This is a genomic window from Microcystis sp. (assembly GCF_048564745.1).
GTDB classification, from domain to species: Bacteria; Cyanobacteriota; Cyanobacteriia; order Cyanobacteriales; family Microcystaceae; genus Microcystis; species Microcystis ichthyoblabe_A.
This window is the reverse complement of sequence record NZ_JBLZRT010000059.1, coordinates 1-20,889: the sequence shown is the minus strand read 5'-3', so window position 1 is coordinate 20,889 and position 20,889 is coordinate 1. Positions and strand designations below refer to the sequence as shown.

13 protein-coding genes, 2 tRNA genes and 1 pseudogene are annotated in these 20,889 nt (G+C 47.5%); 11 read left to right on the top strand and 5 right to left on the bottom strand.

Annotation, left to right across the window (positions count from 1 at the left end; genetic code table 11):
• Positions 1–805, bottom strand: an 805-nt coding sequence (gene gmd, locus ACOCD9_RS08895) for a GDP-mannose 4,6-dehydratase (RefSeq protein ID WP_419547132.1), incomplete at its 3' end; no start/stop codon positions are given.
• Between the two features lie 287 nt (positions 806–1,092).
• Here gmd and rpsT point away from each other — a divergent pair.
• From rpsT to ACOCD9_RS08870, 5 genes are all read left to right on the top strand, one after another.
• Positions 1,093–1,386 carry a 30S ribosomal protein S20 gene (gene rpsT / locus ACOCD9_RS08890; RefSeq protein ID WP_002737368.1) on the top strand — a complete coding sequence of 98 codons (294 nt, stop codon included), beginning with the start codon at positions 1,093–1,095 and terminating at the stop codon, positions 1,384–1,386.
• Between the two features lie 50 nt (positions 1,387–1,436).
• Positions 1,437–2,216: a TatD family hydrolase gene (locus tag ACOCD9_RS08885; RefSeq protein WP_419547130.1), complete on the top strand. Its 780-nt coding sequence runs from the start codon at positions 1,437–1,439 to the stop codon at positions 2,214–2,216.
• 197 nt (positions 2,217–2,413) lie between these two features.
• The gene (gene rpoB / locus ACOCD9_RS08880) at positions 2,414–5,725 is read left to right on the top strand and encodes a DNA-directed RNA polymerase subunit beta (protein WP_419547128.1); all 3,312 of its coding nucleotides are present in this window, start codon (positions 2,414–2,416) and stop codon (positions 5,723–5,725) included.
• Positions 5,726–5,775: 50 nt separating this feature from the next.
• Positions 5,776–5,934, top strand: coding sequence for a hypothetical protein (locus tag ACOCD9_RS08875; protein WP_287702695.1), 159 nt, complete (start codon positions 5,776–5,778; stop codon positions 5,932–5,934).
• Positions 5,935–6,051: 117 nt separating this feature from the next.
• Positions 6,052–10,083, top strand: a complete 4,032-nt coding sequence (locus ACOCD9_RS08870; protein ID WP_419547134.1) for a DNA-directed RNA polymerase subunit beta' — start codon at positions 6,052–6,054, stop codon at positions 10,081–10,083.
• Between the two features lie 219 nt (positions 10,084–10,302).
• Here ACOCD9_RS08870 and ACOCD9_RS08865 read toward each other — a convergent pair.
• The 3 genes from ACOCD9_RS08865 to ACOCD9_RS08855 all read right to left on the bottom strand — a co-directional run bounded on the left by ACOCD9_RS08865 (position 10,303) and on the right by ACOCD9_RS08855 (position 11,123).
• Positions 10,303–10,376 (bottom strand) — tRNA-Pro (locus tag ACOCD9_RS08865).
• 40 nt (positions 10,377–10,416) lie between these two features.
• Positions 10,417–10,932 (bottom strand): GNAT family N-acetyltransferase, encoded by a 516-nt coding sequence (locus tag ACOCD9_RS08860; protein WP_045359889.1) that lies wholly within the window; start codon positions 10,930–10,932, stop codon positions 10,417–10,419.
• 106 nt (positions 10,933–11,038) lie between these two features.
• Positions 11,039–11,123, bottom strand: a tRNA-Ser gene (locus ACOCD9_RS08855).
• 600 nt (positions 11,124–11,723) lie between these two features.
• Here ACOCD9_RS08855 and ACOCD9_RS08850 point away from each other — a divergent pair.
• From ACOCD9_RS08850 to ACOCD9_RS08840, 3 genes are all read left to right on the top strand, one after another.
• Positions 11,724–12,509 carry a peptidylprolyl isomerase gene (locus tag ACOCD9_RS08850; protein WP_287702698.1) on the top strand — a complete coding sequence of 262 codons (786 nt, stop codon included), beginning with the start codon at positions 11,724–11,726 and terminating at the stop codon, positions 12,507–12,509.
• A gap of 75 nt (positions 12,510–12,584) precedes the next feature.
• Positions 12,585–15,554 carry a peptidase domain-containing ABC transporter gene (locus tag ACOCD9_RS08845; protein WP_287702700.1) on the top strand — a complete coding sequence of 990 codons (2,970 nt, stop codon included), beginning with the start codon at positions 12,585–12,587 and terminating at the stop codon, positions 15,552–15,554.
• A gap of 200 nt (positions 15,555–15,754) precedes the next feature.
• Positions 15,755–17,524, top strand: coding sequence for an HlyD family efflux transporter periplasmic adaptor subunit (locus ACOCD9_RS08840; protein WP_287702702.1), 1,770 nt, complete (start codon positions 15,755–15,757; stop codon positions 17,522–17,524).
• Here ACOCD9_RS08840 and hisA read toward each other — a convergent pair.
• Entirely contained in the window at positions 17,521–18,282 is a 762-nt protein-coding gene (hisA, locus tag ACOCD9_RS08835; protein WP_287702704.1) for a 1-(5-phosphoribosyl)-5-[(5-phosphoribosylamino)methylideneamino]imidazole-4-carboxamide isomerase, read from the bottom strand. The genes ACOCD9_RS08840 and hisA overlap by 4 nt on opposite strands.
• A 491-nt stretch (positions 18,283–18,773) precedes the next feature.
• Between hisA and ACOCD9_RS08830 the strand changes: the two genes are divergently transcribed.
• From ACOCD9_RS08830 to ACOCD9_RS08820, 3 genes and pseudogenes are all read left to right on the top strand, one after another.
• Positions 18,774–19,055: a helix-turn-helix domain-containing protein gene (locus tag ACOCD9_RS08830; protein ID WP_002754772.1), complete on the top strand. Its 282-nt coding sequence runs from the start codon at positions 18,774–18,776 to the stop codon at positions 19,053–19,055.
• Positions 19,039–19,590 (top strand): TolB family protein, encoded by a 552-nt coding sequence (locus tag ACOCD9_RS08825; RefSeq protein WP_419547125.1) that lies wholly within the window; start codon positions 19,039–19,041, stop codon positions 19,588–19,590. Before ACOCD9_RS08830 ends, ACOCD9_RS08825 begins: the two co-directional genes overlap by 17 nt.
• Positions 19,591–19,860: 270 nt before the next feature.
• Positions 19,861–20,765: pseudogene (locus ACOCD9_RS08820) on the top strand (IS630 family transposase).
• The last annotated feature ends 124 nt before the right edge of the window (positions 20,766–20,889 follow it).

Below are 20,889 nucleotides of genomic sequence, written 5' to 3'. Positions count from 1 at the left end.
TATCGAGAAACTCCCGGATAGAATAGGTTTCATTGGTCGCCACCACATAATCATCTGGTTCTTCCTGTTGTAACATTAACCACATCGCCCGCACATAGTCCTTAGCATAACCCCAATCCCTTTTAGAATCGAGATTTCCTAGATAGAGTTTTTTCTGTTGTCCGGCAATAATTCGGGCCAAGGCGCGGGTAATTTTGCGCGTGACAAAAGTTTCTCCGCGCCGGGGGGATTCATGGTTAAATAAAATGCCGTTACAGGCAAATAAGTCGTAGGATTCCCGATAGTTGATTGTTTGCCAGTGACCATAAACTTTCGCACAAGCGTAGGGACTGCGGGGATAAAATGGCGTGGTTTCTTTTTGGGGAACTTCCATGACTTTCCCGAACATTTCCGAGGAACCTGCTTGATAGAAACGCACTTCGATGCCGGTTCTTTTTTGATAATCCCGAATTGCTTCTAGTAATCTTAAGACCCCCACACCCACAGCATCAACGGTGTATTCTGGAGCATCAAAACTAACTCGCACGTGGGATTGGGCCCCTAAATTATATACTTCTACCGGTTGCACTTGTTCGAGGATACGCCGCAGGGTCGTCCCGTCGGTGAGGTCGCCATAGTGAAGAAATAATTTAGCATCCGGCTGGTGGGGGTCAATGTAGATATGATCAATGCGATCGGTGTTAAAAGTTGAAGTACGACGGATGATACCGTGGACTTCGTAACCTTTTTCTAATAATAATTCGCTCAGATAGGAACCATCTTGACCGGTGATGCCGGTAATGAGGGCGCGTTTAGCTTCAGTCATCAGTAATTTACCTAATCGGAAAGAATAAAGACCCTTTCAGGGTCTGACTGCTTATAGCACACTTTAGCCCCTCAGGACAAGTTTGGCCATAGTTATCGGCACAGTCACGGCAAAATCCCCTGAACGTGAATTTAGGTTTGGCAGTCCCCTTAACCCTCAATCCTTCCCCGTCTCTGGGGTTGCCCCAATCTTGTCCAGAAAACTCTTGCAACAAATAGCACAAATCTGTTATTATGGTTTGTCTGTGTCCCGATTAACCATACCAGTATTGAGAACAAGAAACGACTGTGGCTAATACAAAGTCTGCACTCAAACGAGTCCAAATCTCCGAAAGAAATCGTCTACGCAACAAAGCGTACAAGTCAGCCGTAAGAACCCTGATCAAAAAATGTCTTGTCGCTGTCTCGGCCTACGGAGCCAACCCCAGCCCAGAAGGGCTAGAAAGCGCCCAACAAGCTCTATCAGAAGCTTACAGTAAAATCGATAAAGCCGTCAAGCGCAACGTCTTGCACCGGAACAACGGTGCAAGAAAAAAAGCTGGTTTAGCCAAAGCTTTGCAAAAAGTTAGCCAAGCTTCCTAAGAAACGAGTAAGCTGTAATCAGGACAGACGCAACAAGCGATCGGGGGTCGATGCAATTAATAGATACGCACGTTCATCTGAACTTTGACGTTTTGCAAGCCGACTTGCCCGCTATCTCCGAACGTTGGCGAAGTGTGGGAGTCGTTCATCTGGTTCACTCCTGTGTCAGACCAGATGAATTTGCGACGATTAAAGCCATTGCTGATCAATTCGAGGAAATTTCCTTAGCCGTCGGTTTACATCCCCTAGATGCCCAAAAATGGCGAGATAATAGTGCCGATCAGATCGAATCCCTAGCCCGATCTGATCGGCGCGTTGTGGCGATCGGGGAAATGGGTTTAGACTTCTATAAAGCGGATAACCAAGAGCAGCAAAAACAAGTCTTTTGGACGCAATTAGAAATCGCCCATCGTCTCGATAAACCCGTGATTATCCATTGTCGAGATGCGGCCAAGGCAATGCGGGAGGAAATCAGCGCCTTTCGGCAACAAGTGGGCAAAATTGGCGGTGTGATGCACTGCTGGACTGGCAACCCCGAAGAAACTCAATGGTTTTTAGATTTGGGTTTTTACATCAGCTTTAGCGGCATTGTCACCTTCAAAAACAGTAAAACCGTGCAAGCTGCCGCCCAAATTGTCCCCAGCGATCGCCTACTGATCGAAACCGATTGCCCCTTTCTCTCCCCCAATCCCCACCGCGGTAAACCCTGTGAACCCTCTTTCGTCTTCCATGTGGCCGAAACCGTCGCCCGTCTGCGCGGCTATCCGGTCGAAACCCTAGCCGAACAAACCACCCAGAACGCCCGCAACTTATTTCAACTCCCCAGTTAAAAAACATAGTTTATTAGCACAGAGCAGGGGACGGGGAAATGGGGAAATGGGGAAATGGGGGAATTCAACTAAAACCCTAAAACCCCAACACCCTAAAACCCCAACACCCTAAAACCCCAACACCCAACCCCTAAAAACCCCGATCTCCGAGAGCAATTCCCGACCGTCGCTATCGTGTCATCAGCCCTTGTAACCCTATGAACAATCTTACCTTTAACCTCTTACCCGACCTCATCGAAATCCAACACTCCAGTTTTCGGTGGTTTTTGGAAGAAGGACTAATCGAGGAACTGAATAGCTTTTCCCCCATCAGCGACTATACAGGTAAATTAGAACTACATTTCCTCGGCCAGGACTACAGACTCAAAGAACCGAAATACAACGTCGATGAGGCCAAACGACGCGATAGCAGCTATTCCGTTCAGATGTACGTTCCCACCCGTTTAATCAACAAAGAAACGGGAGAAAACATCGAACAGGAAGTCTTTATCGGCGATTTACCCCTGATGACCGAACGGGGAACCTTTATCATTAACGGGGCCGAACGAGTCATCGTCAATCAGATCGTCCGTTCCCCCGGCGTTTACTACAAAGCCGAAATCGACAAAAACGGTCGCCGTACCTACTCCGCTTCCCTGATTCCCAACCGAGGAGCTTGGTTAAAATTTGAAACCGACAAAAACGGCTTAGTCTGGGTCAGAATCGACAAAACTCGCAAATTATCCGCCCAAGTTCTCCTGAAAGCGATCGGATTGAGCGATAACGAAATCTTTGACTCCCTACGCCATCCCGAATTTTACCAAAAAACCCTCGACAAAGAAGGCAATCCCAGCGAAGAAGAGTCCCTCCTCGACCTGTACCGCAAACTACGCCCCGGAGAACCTCCCACCGTCACCGGCGGACAACAACTGCTCGAATCGCGCTTTTTTGACAATAAACGCTACGATCTCGGTCGCGTTGGTCGTTATAAACTCAACAAAAAACTACGCCTCAACGTCCCTGATAACCAGCGCGTTCTCACCACCACCGACATCTTAGCGGCGATCGACTACCTAATTAACCTCGAATTTGACATCGGCAACACCGACGACATCGACCACCTCGGCAACCGTCGCGTCCGTTCCGTGGGTGAACTGCTACAAAACCAAGTGCGAGTAGGTTTAAACCGCTTAGAAAGAATCATTCGGGAACGGATGACCGTCAGCGAATCCCAAAACCTCACCCCCGCTTCCCTAGTCAACCCGAAACCCCTAGTAGCGGCGATTAAAGAATTCTTTGGTTCCTCGCAACTCTCCCAGTTCATGGATCAAACCAACCCCCTAGCGGAATTGACCCATAAACGCCGCATTTCCGCCCTTGGCCCCGGCGGTCTCACCCGGGAACGGGCCGGTTTTGCAGTGCGCGACATCCACCCCTCCCACCACGGTCGCATTTGTCCGGTGGAAACCCCAGAAGGTCCCAACGCCGGTTTAATCGGTTCCCTGGCCACCTACGCCCGCGTCAACGACTACGGTTTTATTGAAACCCCCTGTTATGTGGTGGAAAATGGCCGAGTCCGCTACGATCTCCCCGTTAAATACCTCACCGCTGACGAAGAAGACGATCTCCGGGTAGCACCGGGAGACGTGGCCACCGATGAAAATGGTTATATCCTCGGCGAAACTATCCCAGTGCGCTATCGGCAGGAATTCTCCACCACTTCCCCCGAACAAGTGGACTACGTTTGCGTTTCCCCCGTGCAAATTGTCTCGGTGGCCACTTCCCTGATTCCCTTCCTCGAACACGACGACGCTAACCGCGCCCTTATGGGGTCTAATATGCAACGACAAGCAGTTCCCCTGCTGCGTCCCGAACGTCCCCTTGTGGGAACGGGATTGGAAGCACAGGCTGCTCGCGACTCCGGCATGGTCATCGTCTCGCGTACCAATGGGGTCGTTTCCTACGTCGATGCTAACCGGATTCGCATCAAAGTGGCGGATGAAGACAAAGAGATTTTCGGCAAGAGCGAGATCGAGTACGAAATTCAAAAATATCAACGCTCTAACCAAGATACCTGCTTAAATCAGCGTCCTTTGGTCTATCAAGGGGAACAGGTTGTCCCCGGGCAGATCCTCGCCGATGGTTCCGCCACCGAAGGAGGAGAAATCGCCCTCGGCCAGAATATCCTCGTCGCCTATATGCCCTGGGAAGGCTATAACTACGAAGACGCGATTTTAATCAGTGAAAGACTGGTGGCTCAAGATGTCTATACCAGTATCCACATCGAAAAATACGAAATCGAAGCCCGTCAAACTAAACTCGGACCTGAGGAAATCACCAGGGAAATTCCTAACGTCGGTGAAGATGCCCTGCGAAACCTCGATGAACGCGGCATTATTCGCGTCGGTGCCTGGGTAGAAGCCAGCGATATCCTCGTCGGGAAAGTCACCCCGAAAGGCGAATCAGACCAACCTCCTGAAGAAAAACTACTGCGGGCAATTTTCGGCGAAAAGGCACGGGATGTACGCGATAACTCCCTGCGCGTCCCCAACGGCGAAAAAGGCCGGGTAGTAGATGTGCGGGTATTTACCCGCGAACAGGGGGATGAATTGCCCCCCGGAGCCAATATGGTGGTGCGGGTCTATGTTGCCCAAAAACGCAAAATCCAAGTGGGCGATAAAATGGCGGGTCGTCACGGCAATAAAGGGATTATTTCTCGGATTCTGCCCCTGGAAGATATGCCCTACCTCCCCGATGGTCGTCCCGTCGATATCGTTCTCAATCCCCTAGGGGTTCCCAGTCGCATGAACGTCGGTCAGGTGTTTGAATGTTTACTGGGTTGGGCCGGGGAAAATCTGGGCGTGCGCTTTAAGATTACTCCCTTTGACGAAATGTACGGGGAAGAAGCCAGCCGTTTAACCGTCCACGGATTGCTAGAAAATGCCTCGAAAAAACCCAATCGCGATTGGGTGTTCAAGGAGGAACACGCCGGCAAAGTCACCGTCTATGATGGTCGCACCGGCGAACCCTTTGACCGTCCCGTTACCGTCGGTATGGCCTATATGTTAAAACTGGTTCACCTAGTTGATGATAAGATTCACGCCCGTTCTACCGGTCCCTACTCCTTGGTTACTCAGCAACCCTTGGGCGGTAAAGCTCAACAGGGAGGCCAGCGCTTCGGAGAAATGGAAGTCTGGGCCCTGGAGGCCTACGGGGCGGCCTATACCTTGCAGGAATTGCTAACGGTGAAGTCCGATGATATGCAAGGACGGAACGAGGCTTTAAATGCGATCGTAAAAGGCAAGCCGATCCCCCGCCCAGGTACGCCAGAATCCTTTAAGGTTTTGATGCGAGAATTGCAATCCCTCGGCCTCGATATCGCCGTTCACAAGGTGGAAAATGCCCCCGATGGTACTTCCCGCGATGTGGAGGTGGATCTGATGGTCGATGTCGGCCGTCGCGCCCCCTCTCGCCCCACCTACGAATCCTTAACCACGGAAGACCTTGAGGAAGAAGAATCGGAAGTGTAATTTCAGTTATCAGTTATCAGTTATCAGTGAGAAGTCAGGAGTCAGTCCCGATGAAAAAATTTTCACCACCAGAGATGAAAGAGGTTTCTTTCCCCACACCCCACACCCGTTCGGCTGAGCTCACGGCCGAAGCCCACACCCTACACCCTCTTTCCAGTCAGGAGACAGGAGAGAATTTTCAAGGAAAAAGCCAAAAAAAAGGACAGTAAAGTAAAAATTTGCCTATTCCCCGTTCCCTATTCCCTGTTTCCTGTTCCCTTTTCTAACTGATAGCTGAATGCTGAATGCTGATAGCTAATAGCTGTTTACTTGTTACCCGGATCGAGATGTTTTATAACCAAACTGTTGACAAAGGAAAACTAAAAAAACTGATCGCTTGGGCCTATCAAAACTACGGTTCGGCGCGCTGTTCACAAATGGCCGATGAATTGAAAAACCTCGGTTTTCGTTTCGCTACCAAAGCAGGGGTTTCCATTAGTGTGGATGATTTAACCGTACCGCCGGCTAAACGACAAATGATCGAAAGTGCCGAACAGGAAATCCGGCAAACCGAACAGCGTTATGTGCGCGGGGAAATCACCGAAGTGGAACGCTTCCAAAAAGTAATTGACACTTGGAATAGTACATCTGAATCACTTAAGGATGAAGTAATTCGCAACTTCCAAGTTACCGATCCCCTCAACTCCGTCTATATGATGGCTTTCTCTGGAGCGCGGGGTAATATGAGCCAAGTGCGTCAGTTAGTGGGAATGCGGGGATTAATGGCTAATCCCCAGGGGGAAATTATCGACCTCCCGATTAAGACTAACTTCCGGGAAGGATTGACCGTTACCGAATACGTTATTTCCTCCTACGGGGCCCGCAAAGGTTTAGTTGATACAGCCCTACGGACGGCAGATTCCGGTTATCTGACCCGTCGTCTCGTCGATGTGTCCCAAGATGTCATCGTCCGCGAGGCCGATTGTGGCACCAATCGTTACATCGAATTAACCGCCATGACCGATGGCGATCGCGTGTTAATTCCCTTAAGCGATCGCCTATTAGGTCGTTCCCTGGCTGAAGATGTGGTGGTCAATGGAGAAGTGATCGCCACCCGCAACCAGATTATCGATGATGAAACGGCGGAAAAACTGGGCAAACTGGTGGATAAAATCAAAGTCCGCAGCCCCTTAACCTGTGAAGCAGCCCGCTCGGTTTGCCAAACCTGTTACGGTTGGAGTCTGGCCCACGGTCATCCGGTAGATATGGGGGAAGCAGTGGGAATTATTGCCGCCCAATCGATCGGGGAACCGGGGACTCAGTTAACCATGCGTACCTTCCACACCGGGGGCGTATTTACCGGAGAAGTAGCCCGGCAAGTGCGAAGTCCCTTCGAGGGAACCGTGCGTTTTCTGCCGGGGTTAAGTATCCGTAACGTGCGAACTCGCCACGGGGATGAACGGGATCAGGTGGAGGCCCCAGGGGAAATTAAATTAACACCCAAGGATAAAACTAAAGAAACTGTCACCTACTCTTTGACTCCTGGTTCGCTGCTATTCGTCACCGATGGGGAAACAGTAAGCGAGGAACAGTTACTAGCGGAAATTACCTCCGATAAAGTCCAAAAATCCACGGAAAAAGCCACAAAAGACGTAACCAGTGACTTAGCTGGCGAGGTGCTATTCTCCCAATTAGTCCCAGAGGAAAAAACCGATCGCCAAGGCAACACCACCCGCATCGCCCAACGGGGGGGATTACTATGGATTCTTTCCGGAGAAGTGTATAACCTGCCAACCGGGGCCGAACCCGTGGTCAGTAACGGCGATCAAGTACAAGTGGGAGATGTTTTAGCGGAAACTAAGTTAGTATCCACTAACGGCGGTTTGGTGCGTTTAGCCCCCAATAGCCGGGAAATCGATATCGTCACCGCTTCCGTGTCTTTGGATCAGGCCGAAGTAAAAGTAGAAAGTAGTGCCGGTCGGGAACAGTTTATTATTCATACGGGAGATGGTCAAAGCTTCCTACTGAAAACCACTCCGGGGACAAAAGTACAGAATCATGCCATTGTCGCCGAGTTAATCGATGATCGCTATCAAACCCACACCGGCGGCATGATTAAATATGTCGATATTGAAGTCGCCAAAGGCAGCCGTAAACAGGGTTATGAAATCACCAAAGGCGGCACGATCCTCTGGATTCCCGAAGAAACCCACGAAGTCAATAAAGATATCTCCCTCTTACAGGTGGAAGATGGGCAGTATGTGGAAGCAGGGGAAGAAGTGGTTAAAGACATCTTCTGTAACTCTAGCGGTGTGGTGGAAGTCATCCAGAAAAATGACATCCTCCGGGAGATCATTGTCAAACCGGGGCTGTTATTTATGGATCTCGAACCGGAATCCTCCGGAATTGCCCAAGAACAGTTAATTTACCCCGGGACACAGTTAACCCCCGAAGTCACGATCGAGGAGTTACGGCAAGCGGAATGGGTGGAAACTAACGAGGGTTTGGGTTTACTACTGCGACCAGTACAGGAGTTCACCGTACAAGACCAATCCACTTCTCCCACCCAAGGTTCCGCTAACCAAGAAGGAGGACGACATATCGAACTGCGATCGGTACAGCGCATTTTCTTTAAAGACGGGGAAAGAGTTAAATCCGTCGAGGGTTGTCAACTGATCAGCACCCAATTAGTCCTAGAAATTTCTAGCGAAGAACCAGAATCGGTCTCCCATCTGACGGCAGATATCGAGTTAGAACCGATTGAGGACAGGGATTGTCAGCGTTTACAGTTAGTCATTCTTGAATCTCTGGTGCTGCGTCGGGATAGTGATAATGATCCTTTGGGGGGTAATATTCAGACCCGCGTTCTCGTCCAAGATGGCGATGAAATTCCACCGGGGGCAGTGGTGGCCAGAACCGAGATCCAGTGTAAGGAAGTTGGAGAAATTCGCGGGATTCGCAAGGGTAGCGAAGCGGTACGCCGTCTTTTAATTGTTAGTGACCGTGACGAGTTTACTCTCCCGCTCCCCTTCGACGTAGCTCAGGGCAAGGCTGTTGCTCCCACCGTCAAGGCCGGGGATCTGGTAATCGCCGAAACCGAGATCGGTGCCGGAGTTTTAGCCCCCAATTCCGGTCAAGTGCTGGCCGTTGACCAAACTGCCACTGGCTACGAAATCCGTCTGCGTAGCGCCCGACCCTACCGAGTATCGGCCGGGGCCATTCTGCACATCGATGAGGGGGATTTAGTCCAACGGGGCGATAATTTGGTGCTGTTGGTGTTTGAGCGCTCAAAAACCGGGGATATCATTCAAGGTTTACCGAGAATCGAAGAACTGCTCGAAGCGCGTAAACCGAAAGAGGCCTGTGTCTTAGCACGCAAACCGGGAGTTTGTCAAGTGGAGTACCAAGATTCTGAGATTGTCGATATTAAGGTGGTCGAGGATGACGGCACGATCAGTGAATATCCGCTTTTAGGCAGTCAAAACCCTCTGGTGAGCGATAATCAGCGTATTGATGTGGGTCAGGCGTTAACCGATGGTCAGGCTAATCCCCACGAGATTTTAGAGGTGTTCTTTAATTATTATGTGGATAGCCTGGGCAGTTACGAAGCGGCCCTGAAAGCCTTGGAAAAAACCCAGATGTTCCTCGTTGATCAGGTACAGTCGGTTTACCAATCCCAAGGGATCGATATTGCCGATAAACACATCGAAGTGATCGTGCGTCAGATGACCTCTAAGGTGCGGATCGATGACGGTGGCGACACCAGTATGTTGCCCGGGGAATTGTTGGAACTGCGACAGGTGGAGACGGTAAATGAAGCCATGTCGATCACTGGTGGGGCGGCGGCTAAATATACGCCCGTACTACTGGGGATCACCAAAGCTTCCCTGAATACCGATAGCTTTATCAGTGCCGCCTCCTTCCAAGAAACCACCCGCGTCCTCACCGAAGCAGCGATCGAAGGCAAGTCCGACTGGTTACGCGGTCTCAAGGAAAACGTGATTATCGGTCGTCTGATTCCGGCGGGTACTGGCTTCAATGCCCACGAAAACATGGCGGGGATCAGCGATTACACCCCCCCAGAGGAGGAATATAACTACAACAACAATCGTGGTTATTACGCTGCCCCCGGCGGTATCGGTTTCCCCCCTCGTCCCGGTTTCGGCGATAGTAGTGACGATAGCGATATGATTCTTGACGATCAGACCGCTCGCGCCTACGCTGAGGGTGATGTGGTCGATTTAGAGGATGATGAGATGGCTTTCCTATCTTCCCGCGGCAGCAGTCGCTTTAGTCGCCAACCCATCAGCGACAGCTGGTCAGAAGTCGATGAGGAAGGGGGAGAGGACGATTTCGAGGAGGATTACGAAGAAGAATAATCGTCTGTGGAGATATTACAAGGAGCAGTGGGAGACACGGGGAGGCAAGGGCAATTTTTCTAGAGAAAAACCCTTGTTATACCACAAAAATCTCCTGCTTCTCTCCCCAAACTCCCTAATTTTCTGGCTAACTCACCTCCGTTTGGCAATAAAAGAAGGCAGCCTTTTTTGTCAACCGGAAAGGAGACAAAGTTAAGATTTTAAGAATTTTTTCTCAAGTCGGGATGACAGGATTTGAACCTGCGGCATCCTGCTCCCAAAGCAGGCGCGCTACCAAGCTGCGCTACATCCCGAAATAAACTCCTTTTTTAGTATAGCCTAAGAGCCGCATTATTAATCGGGATACCAAAACATCCCTTTGATACCTTCGGGATCGAGAACAAAACCGAGACGACGATAGAAATCCACCACCTGCGGATCGGCGAAAAGAGTTATATTACTGATATCCTCACCCCGCAACTTCCTAATCATAAATTTCATTAATGCTTTACCAAAGCCTTTACTTTGATAGTGAGGATGAACAACCACATCCCAGACTGTAGCATTAAAAGCGTGATCGGAAGTGGCACGAGCAAAACCCACTAAACGACGGCGATTACCTCGCACTTCCCACATCGACACCACTAAAAAACTACATTCGATCGCCTTTTTAACTTTCCGTAAAGGACGACGGGCCCAACCCACCGAGTCACAAAGTTCTTCTAACTCATATAGATCTAGCTCTCGATCGGTACTAAAAAACACTCGCGTCTGTCCGAGGTCATTCTGGGCAACCTCTACCAAGTCTCCCGAATAGTCAGGTGGTGCAGTGACTTCCGAGCTATTAAACAATCTTTTCCAAAAAACCATGCCGGGGGGCTACTGCCTCAATATTATCCTTTTAGCCTAGTATATTTTATTTTCCCCTCTCTACGAACAATCGGGCAACCGGAGTCCGAATTTGATTGGTTGAGTACGGAGAGGGTGGGATTTGAACCCACGAACCATTGCTGGTTACTCGATTTCAAGTCGAGCGCGATCAACCACTCTGCCACCTCTCCAAGGCAGCCATACCTAATATCTTATCATTAGAACTCTTGCATAAATCAAAAAATTTTCCGCAAATGCAGGTAAAAGGGTTGCATATTATAGAATATAGGGTTAAGGGTTAAAATTTCCCCTTTCCCCCTTCCCCAATTTCTGCAAGAAGTCTATTCTAGTCAATTAGAGGCACAATTAGGGTTGGCTGAAACAGTCTTTCCTGGCGGCAGGGTGTGGGGGTTTACCGATTTTCAGGGAAAAAGTACCTGAATTTCCCCCCCCCTGATCACTCCTAGGCCTGGCACTTTTGGAGCTCAAAAAAGTCTAAAAGTCTTAGCCAACAAGGTTTTTAGATTTATTCAGCCAGCCCTAATTAGGGGTTTCTGAGCAGCATTTTGGGCAGGCCGATCGGCCGAACCAATTCCCCTCACCATCCCCGCCAAGATGACCGACTTATTTGTTTAATTTCTGTAATTTTCGGCTTTCACGGGGGAAAACTCAAATTAGAATAGGGGGGAGTTCCTTGAAATTGCTGTTTTGACGTATAATCACCTCAATAAAATTTAGAAGCTCCTAGAGTTGATAGTTTTAAACATTTCTGTGAGGAAAATGTATTTATTATGAGTTCAATTATTGAAATCGGCGACCAAAAAATTAGCGAGTCAGAGGTATTGCCTCTTTTGGCAAAATATGGTATGTTACCCCAGTTATTCCGGGAAGTAATTATCGAGCAAGCGATCGCCAATATCGGATGCAATCCCGAAGAAAGAAACGCCGCCTATTCCCGTTTCTATCAAAATAATCAAATTGCCAACGATGAACAAATGAAATCTTGGTTACAACAAAACGGGATGGATTCCGAACAACTAGAATATCTAATTCTTCGGGACATTAAATTGGAAAAATTTAAACAGGAGACTTGGGATAACAAAGTAGAATCCTACTTCTTGCAAGTTAAAAATCAATTGGATAAGGTGGTTTATTCGCTGATTCGGACAAAAAATCTTGGCATTGCCCAAGAACTATTTTTCCGGATACGGGATCGAGAAAATAGCTTCGCTGAACTAGCCAAAAAATATTCCCAAGGAGCAGAAGCGGAAACCGGAGGACTGCTTGGACCCGTGGAACTGAGCACTCCTCATCCCCAGATCGGGCAAATTCTCAAAGCAAGTAAACCGGGGCAAGTGTGGCCACCGACGCAAGTGGGAGAATGGGTCGTGATTGTGCGGCTGGAAAAATACTTATCCTGTGAACTCGATCCTCCCACCCGTCAACGCTTACGCAATGATTTATTCCAACAATGGTTAATGACTCAAATGCAAACAGTAAAATTTATCTCCGAATCAACCCTTCGACAAAGCTCAGGGCAAGCCCCAGTTAATAGCGAGCAGTTATCGGTTATATAGCATTCCTTGGAAAACTGGGTTTACCCGGTCTTTTCGCCTACTTATTTGCCAACTTAGTTAATTTTCGCCTAGCTAATGAGTTATACCACCTTAAATTTTACCGCCTTTCTGGAGACTGTACAGCCCTTTGATCGCCTGCCCGTCGAGGTTAGACGTTCCCTCGGTCAGAAATTACAACCCTTTCGCTATGAGATGGGCAATGCCATACTCAAGTGCGATCGCTTACCCTCCCACCTCGTCCTTCTCTACGAGGGAGAGGCCAGACTTTTGGGTTACGATGCTAGGGTTAACAATCCGCTGCCGGTTACTTTGGCTAAATTGCAGCCGGGGGATTTATTCGGGTGGATGAGTCTTCTGCGCGGTAGCCCCTGTGAAACGGTGATCGCTTCTTCGGAAGTCACTGTCTGTTTAACCTTAAAAGAAGAGGATTTTTGGTCTTTAATCAATAATTATCCCGAATTTAAGCAATATTTCTTTCAACAAACCTCGATCGCTGAAGTTTATGCGACCCTAGGCTCCTATCTCAATCAACAGGCCTGGGGTGGGGGAGACCTGAAAGAAATTGCACAGGCTCTTTTAAACAAAGCTTGTGTGTCCTACGACCAAATTAACGATGATTATCTCTGGTTAGTCAGCGAAAATAGCGATAATTATCCTATCGGCACAGTTATCACCCAAAATAATCCGACTAGCACGCGCTTATTAGGTCTTTCCTCCGACCAGTTAGACAAGTTCTTGACAGTTGAAACCGAAGCGGCTGCGGAAACAGAAACGGATGATATCTGGGAAACCCAAGTCATTAAGGGAAATAAACCCACCCAGGTATTAGATATCCCCCAAGGAAGAATAAGCGACATCACCAGCGATATCGACGTTGAAAAAACTGTCGAGAAAAACCGGAAATCCTATCCCTTTTTCAGGGGAAAAACGGAACTAGAGGCGGTGAGTGCCTGTTTTCAGATGCTCTGCAAATATTTTAATATCCCCTTTCGCAAGGACGTGATCCAACGCATTCTAGGGGATCAACTGCAAAGAACCGGCAGCCTTTCCCTACCTCTGTGTGGGGCTGTGGCTGAGTTAGTGGGACTCGATAGCCAATTAGTACCCCTAAATGCTTCTTCCTTGCCCAATATCAACCCTCCTGCCCTAATTCGCTGGCAAGACACCATCGTTATCCTCTACGAAATTAATCAACGGGAAACCACGATCGCTGTTCCCGAACGGGGGATAATTAAACGCAAAACCAGCGAATTTCTGGAATCTTGGGACGAAAAAGGGCAAGTAATTCTGCTCAAACCCACCAAACACACCCAGCAACAGCGTTTTGGTTTATCATGGTTTTGGCCCTCTGTCAAGAAACATAAACGAGTCTTAATAGAAGTTTTTATCGCTTCTTTCTTCGTGCAGTTATTTGCCCTGGCCAATCCCTTGATGATTCAGGTGATCATCGATAAAGTGATCGTGCAGAATAGCCCGGAAACCTTGAACACCCTCGGGGTTTTCCTCTTAGTCATTGCCGTTTTTGAGGGAATTTTAACCTTTTTGAGGACATCCCTTTTTGTCGATACCACTAACCGCATCGACATGACCCTCGGTTCAGAAATTATCGATCACTTGCTGCGTTTACCCCTGAAATACTTTGAACGGCGGCCAGTGGGGGAAATTTCGACAAGAATCAACGAATTAGAGAATATTCGGCAGTTTTTAACAGGTACAGCCCTAACGGTGGTGTTAGATGCCATTTTCTCGGTTATCTACATCGTGGTTATGTTGATCTATAGCCCGATTCTAACCGTTTGGGCCCTGGGAGTCGTGCCGATTTTAGTTCTCTGCACAGCTATTTTCGCACCGATCGTGCGGCGACAACTGCGAGCAAAAGCGGAACGAAACGCCGAAACCCAATCCTATCTAGTGGAGGTAATGACGGGAATCCAAACAGTGAAAGCACAGAATATCGAATTGCGTTCCCGTTGGCAGTGGCAAGAACGTTATGCTCGCTATGTGGCCGAAGGTTTTCAAACGGTAATGACCTCAACTTTGGCCGGTTCCTTTAGTCACTTCTTTAACCAATTATCGGGTTTATTAGTGCTATGGGTGGGAGCGGCCTTAGTTTTAGACGGAAAACTCACCCTTGGTCAATTAATCGCCTTCCGGATTATCTCTTCCTACGTTACCTCGCCGATTCTGCGTTTGACCCAACTCTGGCAAAACTTCCAAGAAACCGGCTTATCCCTGGAAAGATTGGCTGATATCGTCGATACTCCCCAAGAAGCGGAACTTGATCGCCAAAATATCCCCATGCCCTTAATTAAAGGCACTGTCACCTACGAAAACCTCGCTTTCCGCTTCAATCCCCACGGCGCCCTGCAACTATACAACATCAATTTAGAATTCCCCGCTGGCACTTTTGTCGCTTTGGTGGGAGAAAGTGGCGCTGGGAAAAGTACCATCACTAAACTATTGGCCCGTCTCTACGAACCAGAATCGGGACGGATTCTCATCGATGGCTATGATATCAACAAAGTGGAACTCTATTCCCTGCGTCGTCAAATCGGCATGGTTCCCCAAGAAACCCTATTATTTGACGGTACGGTACAGGAAAATATCGCCCTGACTAACCCCGATGCGACTGTGGAGGAAATTGTCTCGGCAGCAAAAACGGCGGCGGCCCACGAATTTATTATGACCCTGCCCAATGGCTATAATACCCGCGTCGGTGAACGGGGGGCATCCCTATCGGGGGGACAACGACAACGGGTTGCGATCGCTCGTTCCGTCCTGCAAAGACCGCAAATTCTCATTCTTGATGAGGCCACCAGCGCCCTCGACTATAATACCGAACGGCAAGTGTTTCTGAATCTCAAGGAAGTTTTCAAGGATCACACGGTCTTTTTTATTACCCATCGTTTAGCTTCGATTAAATCCGCCGATATTATTGTCATGATGGATAAAGGGACAGTAGCGGAGGAAGGCACCCACGAGGAGTTAATGGCGAAAAAAGGCCTTTACTATACCCTCTATAAACAACAGGATTCGCAAATCTAGTCAGTCGGGAGACAGGGATTAGGGGATAGGGGATAGGGAAATGGGGAAATGGGGAAATGGGGAAGTTTCAACTAATACCCCAAAACCCCAACACCCCACACCCGTTCGGCTGAGCTCACGGCCGAAGCCCACACCCTACACCCCACACCCTACACCCACGAAAAACTTTTTCAGCAAACCCTAAATATAGGAGAATCCCCATGAACGGTAATTCTAACAACGGTCAAAAGGGCAACGGCAACGCTAAAAGCGATGAACTGACCCAAGCGGGTAAAAACGTGGCTACTACCACGAAAAATAAAAGTATTACCCCTTCTTTACCCACTTTCAGCCCACCGGAACAATCGGTGATCCTGAAACAATCACCCATTTGGTCGCGGACAATTATCTGGACATTAATGAGTGTCACCACTGCCGCTTTAATTTGGTCAGCGCTCGCCAAAATCGAGCAGGTGGTCGGCGCTCAAGGACAACTTAAACCCCAGGGCAAAGTGCAAGAAGTACAAGCACCGGTGAATGGGGTAGTACAGGAAGTTAAAGTTAAAGACGGCGATCGAGTTAACAAAGGTGATGTACTGGTTTTAATGGATTCCAGTGCCTCGCAAGTGCAGTTAGAATCCTTGAGAAAAATTCGCACCAGTGCTGAGAAGGAAAATCAATTCTATCGTCTCTTAATGGCGCAGGATCTGACACCGGCAGCAGTGGAAAGTTCGATCGCTCAATTAAAATTACCGAGTGAAATCGCCGATTTAGCCCGTAATCGTGCCGCTTTGGTGACAGAAAATCAACTTTATCAAGCACAGGTTAGTGAAGGTGCTTCTAGCTCTGCTTTACAAGGGGATGAATTAGCTCGTTTAGGGGCTGCTCGACGGGAGGCCAATTCTCGACAAGCGGCCGCTAGATTGGAAATGGAACAACTAGAAAAACAATTGGCCCAAACTAGGGTACAGTTGGCCGATGCCCGCTCGCAATTAATCAATGATCGCTTCGTCTTAGAAGAAATTAAGACTCGTAATGCCAATTCGATGAAACAGGGCCAAGAAAGCTTGGATATCGAGCGTAATATTCTTAAGGATATTGAACCCTTGGGGGATGAAGGAGCGATCGCCCGTTATCAGATTAACAAGCAAAAACAGTCGGTCACTGACCGTCAAAATGAATTGCAGCAGCAAGAAGCTAACGGCAAAATCGATCGAGAAAAACAAGAGAAAGAAGTACAAACCCGCATCGCCGAAATTTCCCGTTTGGAACAGGAAGAAAAGCGTTATTTCCTGTTGATCTCCCAAGCGCGAGAAAAGCTGATTAATACCACAGTAATCACGGAAAAAGATGTGCGCGATAAAATGGCGGACAATCACAAACGGATCGCTGAAATCGATAGTCAAATCAGTCGCATTATCATTGATAACAACAAGCGCATTGCCGAACTAGACAGTCAAATTAGTCAAGCACAACAGACCATTAAATATCAAAAAATTACCGCCCCCATCGATGGTGTGGTCTTTGATCTCAAGGCCCGGCCCGGGTTTGTTCCCCAACCGAGTCAAGCGGAAGCATTATTAAAACTTGTTCCCGATGGCTGTCCCACCGAGGTGAAAGATGCCGCTAAAGGTTGTTTAGTGGCAGAGGTGGACGTGACTAACCAAGACATCGGTTTTGTGCGCGTGGGACAAAAAGCCGATATTCGCATTGATTCCTTTTCCTACAGTGAATACGGCGATATTAAGGGAGAAGTAATCTCGATCGGTTCCGATGCTTTACCTCCCGACGAAAATCACCGTTTTTATCGGTTCCCCGTCCGGGTACGCTTGAACAGTCAAGAGTTAGTTTTGAAAAATCAATCCACTCTACCGCTGCAATCGGGGATGTCCGTGAGTGTCAACATCAAAGTCAATGAAAATCGCACCGTTTTGGGACTATTTACCGATATGTTCAATAAACAGGTGGATACTCTCAAACAAGTCCGTTAAGCGAAAAAATTCGGGGGTACATCCTGCCAACGGCCTGAACCGATCGCGCTAATCGCTTCCGAGAGGTTAACTGCACCGGTATAAAGAGCGCGGCCCACGATTACTCCCGTTACTCCTAAAGGTTCCAAAGACAATAAACTCAGTAAGTCCGTCAGGGAACTAATGCCCCCAGAGGCGATCACGGGAATCTCGACAGATTCGGCTAATTCTCGCAAAGCGGCGAGATTAGGGCCAGAAAGCGTGCCATCTCGATGAATATCAGTGTAGATAATCGTGCTGGCTCCTCTTTTTGCCATATCTTGACCAAGAGCGATCGCCTCTACCTCGGAAGTTTCTAACCAACCCCGCGTGGCTACTTTGCCATCGCGAGCATCAATACCGACAATTATTTGCCCCGGAAAGCTTTGACAAAGTTCGCTGACTAATTCCGGCTTTTCTACGGCTACTGTCCCTAAAATCGCCTTTTCTACCCCGATTTTTAGGAGATTACTCACCGTTTCTAGATCCCGCAGTCCACCCCCCACCTGTACGGGAATGGCAATATCATTAAGAATTGTTTCAATAGTTGACAAATTAACCGATTTACCCTCTTTGGCTCCATCCAAATCAACTAAATGTAATCTGGTTGCCCCGTGATTGACCCATTCTCGCGCCACTATTGCGGGATTATCGTTAAAAACCTGCGATTGTTGGTAATCTCCCTGATAAAGTCGCACACATTTGCCATCGAGAATATCAATAGCGGGGATAACTTCCATGTTTTTCTCAATATCTAACTAAGGAGCGTTTTTCATTATATAGTACCAGCCGTCAGCCTTGAATCAGTTATCAGTGATCGGTGATCAGTTTTGAGTCTGACAGGGGAACAAACCCTCTCAAAGCATTGTCCGTAAAGGTTTTGAGGCTCTTCAGTTACAAACAGATACATCGCTTTCAGCCAAAAAGCTAACGAGAGAATCAGGGATTTGGGCGAACTTACTAGAAATCTTTATCAACAACTGGGGGTGAGCTGCATCGAACTTTTTCGCTCGAACACCCCAAAAAGCTTGTGCTGTAAGGACTTCAGCCAGCTTGTCCCCCTGTCAGGTTTTGAGTATTCAGTGAGCAGTATGTATTAAGTGTGCATCATCAAATGGCAGTAACAGTGCTGTATTTTCACTAATTACTGATCACTGATTACTGATTATCGATTCCTAGAGGAAAAAATTCTTCTAGAATGATAAGTAGATATACGAGAGGAATTATACTCATGTCTGCTGGGAAGTTTCAAACAGCCGCTTCATTATCCGATCGAGAGCTAGAAATACTCGATTTGGTGGCTAATGGTTTAACTAATCAAGAAATCTCGGAAAAGCTAGAGATTAGTAAGCGTACCGTTGATAATCATATTAGTAATATCTTGACAAAAACAAAAACCGATAATCGGGTGGAATTGGTGCGTTGGGCATTGCATTGGGGTAAAGTTTGTCTGGATGATATTAATTGTTGTATTCTTCCTTCCCCGGTGCCGACCGATGATCAAGTTTCCTAAACTTCTGGGACTTTTGCTTGCGGTTAATATCATCAGTCTGGGGGGATGTAGTGATGCGGGTTTTGTCACCCCTCCCCAACAGCTTTTAGGAAATACTTTAAATACCCCTTCCTCTGAAGATAATCCCCGTTTTAACTACGATGGTCGTTATCTGGTCTTTGCCTCCGATCGCAGGGGTCAACGAACGATTTATTTATTAGATCGAGTAGCTAATCGTTTAGTTCCTCTACCAGGGTTAAATCAAGCAAAAACCTATCAAGATCAACCAGATATTAGTGCCGATGGTCGCTATATTGTTTATGTGTCGGAACAGTCCGGTAAACCCGATATCTATATTTATGATCGACAAACTCTGCAAACAAAAAATATCACCGAAAATATTTTAGGAGAAGTGCGTCGTCCGACGATTAGTGGTAACGGTCGTTTTATTGCTTTTGAAAGTAATCGTTTCGGTCAATGGAATCTGGAAATATTCGATCGAGGTGGCGAAATTTCTCTTTCTTTACCCCCGATTAATTCTTCCCCGTCCCGATAGTATTGGGAGAGAAGGAAGAAGGGAGAAGGGGGTGAGGTGTGGGGAGCTCACAGGTGTAGGTATTTTACAAACCTGTGAAGACAAGACAAGGAGGACAAGTAGGGAAAGTGGACAAGGAAGTTTTTGCGCGCAAAGAGCAAAAGTGAGATGAGGAATTATTAACAGCAAGAGTAGATTTTGTCAGGGACTGTTGTGGAAATATAGTAATTCTTGGAGCTATGAGGTACAATAGAGAGCAAATAGACAAATAATAGAATTCGCCAGCTTCCTATGAGACCATATTCCGTAGATTTTCGCCAAAAAATTATCGATGTCTGGAAGAAAGAAAAAATTTCTATTCGAGGACTAACCCAGAGATTTGACGTGGCTAAAAGCTTTATTCAGAAGTTATTGAAGCAACATAAAGAAACAGGAGATATACGTCCTCGTCGGCAAGGGGGAAGTCCGCCAACCAAGTTAAATAGTGAACAACTGATAATTTTAATAGAAATCATCGAAGCTAACAATGATGCAACTCTCGAAGAATTATCGGACTTACTGTATGAAAAGACACGGGTGAAAGTCAGTAGAGCCACCCTGGGGCGGCTGACGCAAAAACTCAATTACAGTTTCAAAAAAAACACTACACGCGGCGGAAAAAGAAAGTGAAAGGGGACAGAAAAAAAGAGTAGAATACTGGTCTCAAGTGCGGAAAATTGAGGCATCAAAACTAATTTTTATCGATGAATCGGGGGTGAATTTAGCCCAATTAAGACTCTATGCTAGAGCCTTAATTGTCCAAAAAGATCGGGGAAGAAAACCACAAAAAAGAGGGAGAAATATTTCAATAGTTAGTGCTATAAGCTTAGAAAAAGTTGTCCGCATCAGTCAATATATACGGTGCAGTGGATGCGGTAACATTTGAAGGATTTATTCTGAAGGAAGTGCTGCCAAAAATTAAAGAAGGAGACTGTCTGCTCATGGATAACGCCAAGATTCATCTCGGAGAAATGGTCAGAGAAATAATCGAACAAGAAAAAGCTAGACTCATCTATTTACCTCCTTATTCTCCCGAATTCTCTCCTATTGAAAACTTTTGGTCAAAAGTCAAAGCGATGTTAAGAAAACTGAAGGCGAGAACTTACAAAGACTTAATAGAAGGGATTGAATTAGCTATGTTAGGGCTTGCTGAATAAATCTAAAAACCTTGTTGGATAAGGCTTTTAGACTTTTTTTCCCTCAAAAAGTGCCGACCATTGGAGGGATCGGGGGTAAAATTCAGGTACTTTTTCCCTGAAAATTAGGTAACTGACTACCTCA

Excerpts from the sequence above, each read along its gene's own strand:
- ACOCD9_RS08860 (WP_045359889.1), bottom strand. The coding sequence starts at position 10,932 with ATGGTTTTTTGGAAAAGATTGTTTAATAGCTCGGAAGTCACTGCACCA.
- ACOCD9_RS08840 (WP_287702702.1), top strand. The coding sequence starts at position 15,755 with ATGAACGGTAATTCTAACAACGGTCAAAAGGGCAACGGCAACGCTAAA.
- ACOCD9_RS08885 (WP_419547130.1), top strand. The coding sequence starts at position 1,437 with ATGCAATTAATAGATACGCACGTTCATCTGAACTTTGACGTTTTGCAA.
- ACOCD9_RS08825 (WP_419547125.1), top strand. The coding sequence starts at position 19,039 with ATGATCAAGTTTCCTAAACTTCTGGGACTTTTGCTTGCGGTTAATATC.
- ACOCD9_RS08870 (WP_419547134.1), top strand. The coding sequence starts at position 6,052 with ATGTTTTATAACCAAACTGTTGACAAAGGAAAACTAAAAAAACTGATC.
- rpoB (WP_419547128.1), top strand. The coding sequence starts at position 2,414 with ATGAACAATCTTACCTTTAACCTCTTACCCGACCTCATCGAAATCCAA.
- ACOCD9_RS08845 (WP_287702700.1), top strand. The coding sequence starts at position 12,585 with ATGAGTTATACCACCTTAAATTTTACCGCCTTTCTGGAGACTGTACAG.
- ACOCD9_RS08875 (WP_287702695.1), top strand. The coding sequence starts at position 5,776 with ATGAAAAAATTTTCACCACCAGAGATGAAAGAGGTTTCTTTCCCCACA.
- ACOCD9_RS08830 (WP_002754772.1), top strand. The coding sequence starts at position 18,774 with ATGTCTGCTGGGAAGTTTCAAACAGCCGCTTCATTATCCGATCGAGAG.
- hisA (WP_287702704.1), bottom strand. The coding sequence starts at position 18,282 with ATGGAAGTTATCCCCGCTATTGATATTCTCGATGGCAAATGTGTGCGA.
- ACOCD9_RS08850 (WP_287702698.1), top strand. The coding sequence starts at position 11,724 with ATGAGTTCAATTATTGAAATCGGCGACCAAAAAATTAGCGAGTCAGAG.